The organism is Aquimarina aggregata (assembly GCF_001632745.1).
GTDB classification, from domain to species: Bacteria; Bacteroidota; Bacteroidia; order Flavobacteriales; family Flavobacteriaceae; genus Aquimarina; species Aquimarina aggregata.
In genome coordinates this window covers 1-4,792 of record NZ_LQRT01000027.1, presented here as the reverse complement: position 1 = coordinate 4,792, position 4,792 = coordinate 1, and the positions used below count along the sequence as shown (strand labels likewise).

Below are 4,792 nucleotides of genomic sequence, written 5' to 3'. Positions count from 1 at the left end.
AGTCAGCTGTCGAATCCTTAGATCTCCTATTTTATCAATTAAGTCAATTGAGGAATAGAATTCATTTTTAAGGTCATCTGATGTTTTTGGAATATTCATTTTTCTGCTTGCAGGTAACGTTCAGTATAAGAAACGTAGGGTGGGTGATAAGCACTTCGTTTCGGTTTATTACTTAGCTAAATATAAATATTTTGCTTTTATCTTATCATTTTTAGTAAACACCAATTTTATATTTGGCGACTTTACAAACAAACGCAGACCTTTTGATAAAATCTTAAAGTCCTATGTTTTCTTATACCTTGTTAGCCACATTTATTTTATCCAAACTTTGTAAGTTTTTATATTGTTTTTTTCTTGCAAATACAAAAAAACCAAGCCTTTATATTTAGTTTTTATCAAAATGTCACTTCCTTTATGTTGTATTTCGAATGGAATTTTTGACCCATTAATACTAAACAAATCAACTTTGATTTCTCTTTCGTTATATCCATTAATTGAAATAACACCATTAGATGGATTAGGGTAAATAGATAGGCTTTCAGTCAAGTTATTATTTTTTAAAGATCTATTTTCATCGGCTTGTCTATTAGATGAATTAATAAATTTAACAGAACATACTTCTCCAGTATGATTAATAAAACCAGCATTCTCGGGTTTAGAAACCCTAACACTAATTTGATAATTAGTGTTAAAATTAAACCAATGGTAATCATTTAAATTAAGAAATGGATCATTCCGTTCAATGGGGTTTGATACCCCCGAAACATAAAACTTATACTGAGTTGCACCAGAGACGGTATAGGCTCTAACACTAGGGTTGATTGAAGTCAATGTGTTTTCGCAATATTCATCTTTTAGTTTTGTTTTCATAGGAGAATATATTGTACATTTTTGTCCAGCATGGTTAATAAGGCCAGCATTCTCTGGTTTAGAAACCCTAACACTAATTTGATAACTGGAATTAAAATTAAACCAGTCGTAATCATCTAAATTAAGAAATGGTTCATTCTTTTCAATAGGATTTGTTACTCCAGAGACATAAAATTTATATTGTGTTGCACCTGGAACTGGATAGGCCTTGATATTCAAATTCTCTGATTCTAAAGCTACACTGCAATACTCATGGGTTAATTTGGTCTTGAATGGTGCAGGGGTAGTTACTTTACAAACTGACCCAAATAAATCGGTTCTATTTGATTCATCATAAAGTGCTACGCGACACTGGATATCGTATGTGGTATTCAAATCGATCCAATCCAAAAAAGCAAGATCTATAGATGGACGTTTTGAATAAATTATTTTGTCCTCGTTTGGAAAGTAAAAATGGTAACCTCTGGCTCCAATAACTTCATTACAGCTAATAGTCATATTATCATATGTTAATATCCGACCGCAATCATCTGCAATCAAGGACGTCCTCATGTTTACCTCTTCTTTTGTATTGCCAATTCTAAATTCGTCGATATAGATTGATTGAGCTATTGTTTGTCCTAAACGATATTGTCCTAGTTTGAAGTAGTTAGGTTGGGGGGATAGAGATTCTGAATCTCTGTAAAGGTTTGCTTTGTAAAAGATGTCTTCGCCAGTGTTCGGATCGATCACTTTTGAGTCATTGATCCACATTTCCATAAATGCTATTGAAGGGTCAGGGGACCATTTAATATGCATAATCACATCTTGCCAACTACCTTTTTCAATTGCATCTGTAAGGGTAAATGATTTAAAATCTCCCTGATTCCCATTTTCAGAATATCTAAACCCATACATAATGTGTAAGTTTCTTTTTTTATCATTTTGATTACGGTTTTTGTCATTCTTAAAGGTTAGGAAGAATGGAGGTTGCACCTTTCTATTATTTTCCCATACGATTTCATTTTTCTCATGCCACTGCGCTATGATGTTATCCGAAATAATATCGTCTGGATGTTCATCAGTATCAGGGATTAGAAAACTCCAGGCATAGAAAAATTCATCACCATCCCCATGTTGTGGAAAGACTTTTACTTCTGCCCTTGATCTTCCATCATCAATTCCTCCAGCATTATCATTTTCATCTTTAACTTGAATTCTTATGCTTTTGTTATTGTCATGAGTTCGAATAGGACTATGCACTGTTGAAACACGTACTACACCATCTGAATTATAGCCATTATTATTCCAGACTTCCATGTCCCAATTATTATTAGGATCCAGGGGGTGCATTGTATGTCCACCTTGAGTTTCGGGGCGCCAAAAGAAATGTCTTCCGTCAAAAGGCAAACCATCAATCAAAAGTCCATAGGGAGCAATAATTGGGGGAGATAAGGCAGCATTTCTTTCAGGTTCAGGGACTTCTTGGCCATTTATTTGAAATATTAAGAATAGGGTGATGAATAAGGTAAGTTGACTTGTTTTCATAACAATTCAGATTTGTTTATTGTTGCTAACGTCTAGTATAAGAAACGTAGGGCAGGTGATAAGCGATACGTTTCGGATTAGTACTAAGCCAAATATAAATATTTTGCTTTTATCATTTTTCGTAAATGCCAAATTTTATATTTGGCGGCATCGCAAATAAACACAGACCTTCCCATTAAGATTAAAAGCCCTATGTTTTCTTATACATTGTTATAGCCCGTATTTATTTTTTGCCGTCGAAATTCCTTTTCATAAAGACCAAACCTAATCTCTTTAATTTTTCTCCAACTTTCAATTCCTTTATCATCCAACATCCCATTACAATAACCTTCATTCTTTATCTCATTGAAAATATTTAGCACAGGTATAATACCATTATCAAAGAAATAGTCAAGATGTTTAATTAATTTGAAACTATCAATATTCAAGATGTCGTAAAATTCATTTATTTGATTTCTTACAATTGAAAAATGACCTATAGGAAAAAGTTCAATAATAACAGTTTCACTTTCATTATCTTTTAAAATTTTATCCTCTTCTAATTTGTCAAGAGCCTTCATTTCATCTACTAATTTTAGATGTTCTTTTTTTAAATCATCTGACTTTTCAACTGTATTTTGGAATAAAGTGACCAAATGTTCTTGAATTGTACCTCCGTTTAAAAGAAAATCTATTTTAGCTTTACTTTCTTTTAAATCGTGAAATTCAGCTAAATCATTCATTTCTTTAGAGATACTAGCTATTTCATTATCTTTTTTCATATAATGAGAGACTTCATATTCTGCTGAAAGTGAACTTAATAAATTTTCAATATGTTGTAAATCTCTATAATTATTAGAAACAGTTTTAAGATTTCGCAAAATATTCTCTAAAGTTTCTTTGTTATCTACTGCGCTTTTAGTGTTATTATATTCTTGAATGATTTCGGAAAGGACAATTAACTCAAACCTAACTTTTGCTTGATTTAGTGTTGACATATTGAATGCAAAGAAGTCTTTTTCTTGAGAGATTTCTTTATTCAATTCTTGACAATATAGACTCCATTCTTTATTTCTAGAGATAAAATAATTAGCACTTTTTATTCTTTGTTCTTGAATACCATTAAACTTATCCCCTAAAGCATTTAGTCTAGATGTAGATTGAAAAAAATCCATATTTATCTTTTTCCCCCAATAAAGTATGTATTCACACTTTGCTATAAACTTTATGTTAGAATTAAGTTTATTATAATTAATTATTTCGGATAACTCATTTTTAAATACCTCAAAACCTTCGTCACTGAATAGAGATTCAAAATAACGATTCTTGGTATTTTCAAGTTTTATGTAATATTTAAGGTGTTCTGAATCCTTTAATGAATCAATAATTTCTTGATATTTTTTTTCATCAATGAGTCCAAGTGAAAATTTTATAATTGTATCAAAGTACTCTAAGTTTTCAGCCAAATCTTTACTAAGTTCATTTTTTTGTCTCTTTGCTTTTTGAAAAAAAGCTAGAGAGTCGAATAAATGGGAAGTATAATAATGCGCTACACCAACAATTAAATTATATAATGGAGATTTAATATCATTAGATATTTTTTCATTTAGTAGAACAACCTCTTTAGACCGTCCTTCATTAATTATTGTAAATCCTATTTTTTCAACTAATCGAACTATAGAAGCTTCGTCAGTAATTTTATGTTTGTCAGATATGGAAATCTTTGTAGAGTTATTTTTTTTACCCTTAATATCTAGCTTTTCTATTAATTCTCTAGATAATTGACATCTAGTTTTTACTTTATTATAGATTTCAGATATAGAACTTGAGTCTAATTTTTTTGATATTCTTAAAGTATGAGTTTCTTGATTATTCCAATCTTCGTTTTTTGAAGAGATTTCAGTTACAAGTTCATTAAGTTGCTTGTAGTAAAAAACATTTTTTTCTTTAACATAACAGATATAGTATGCTGGTTGTCCACCATTTAAAAGGTATTGAATATTTGAAGTGTCTATTTGCCAGCTATATGAACCGTCGACATTTGGTTTTTTAGTTTCAGTAGCTTTTAATTGAACTAAAAATCTGAAATTAGTATAATTTCCTTTATATTTTAATTCAATTAATAAATCAATTCCCTTATCACGATATGTTTCTTCTCTAACTTCAAATAATTTATGATCAAACAAAGGTCTCAACTTATCTTTAGACAACTGTTCTAACTCTTCTTGTTCGGAGCTTTTTGGTAATTTCATATTATCTAATGAATCCATCTCGTTGTTTTGTTGGGATATGGGCTATAACGTCTCGTATAAGAAACGTAGGGCAGGTGATAAGCTCTATCGTTTCAGTTTATTACTTAGCTAAATATAAATATTTTGCTTTTACCTTTTCTACTATAAATGCCAAATTTTATATT

Annotated in this window: 2 protein-coding genes; both read right to left on the bottom strand. The window is 30.4% G+C overall.

The window, feature by feature from the left end:
• Positions 1-312 precede the first annotated feature (312 nt).
• On the bottom strand, positions 313-2,397 hold the full coding sequence (locus AWE51_RS18190) for a heparin lyase I family protein (RefSeq protein ID WP_066316430.1): 2,085 nt from the start codon (positions 2,395-2,397) through the stop codon (positions 313-315).
• 200 nt (positions 2,398-2,597) lie between these two features.
• Positions 2,598-4,646 (bottom strand): DUF4365 domain-containing protein, encoded by a 2,049-nt coding sequence (locus tag AWE51_RS18185; RefSeq protein ID WP_066316426.1) that lies wholly within the window; start codon positions 4,644-4,646, stop codon positions 2,598-2,600.
• Positions 4,647-4,792: the final 146 nt, after the last annotated feature.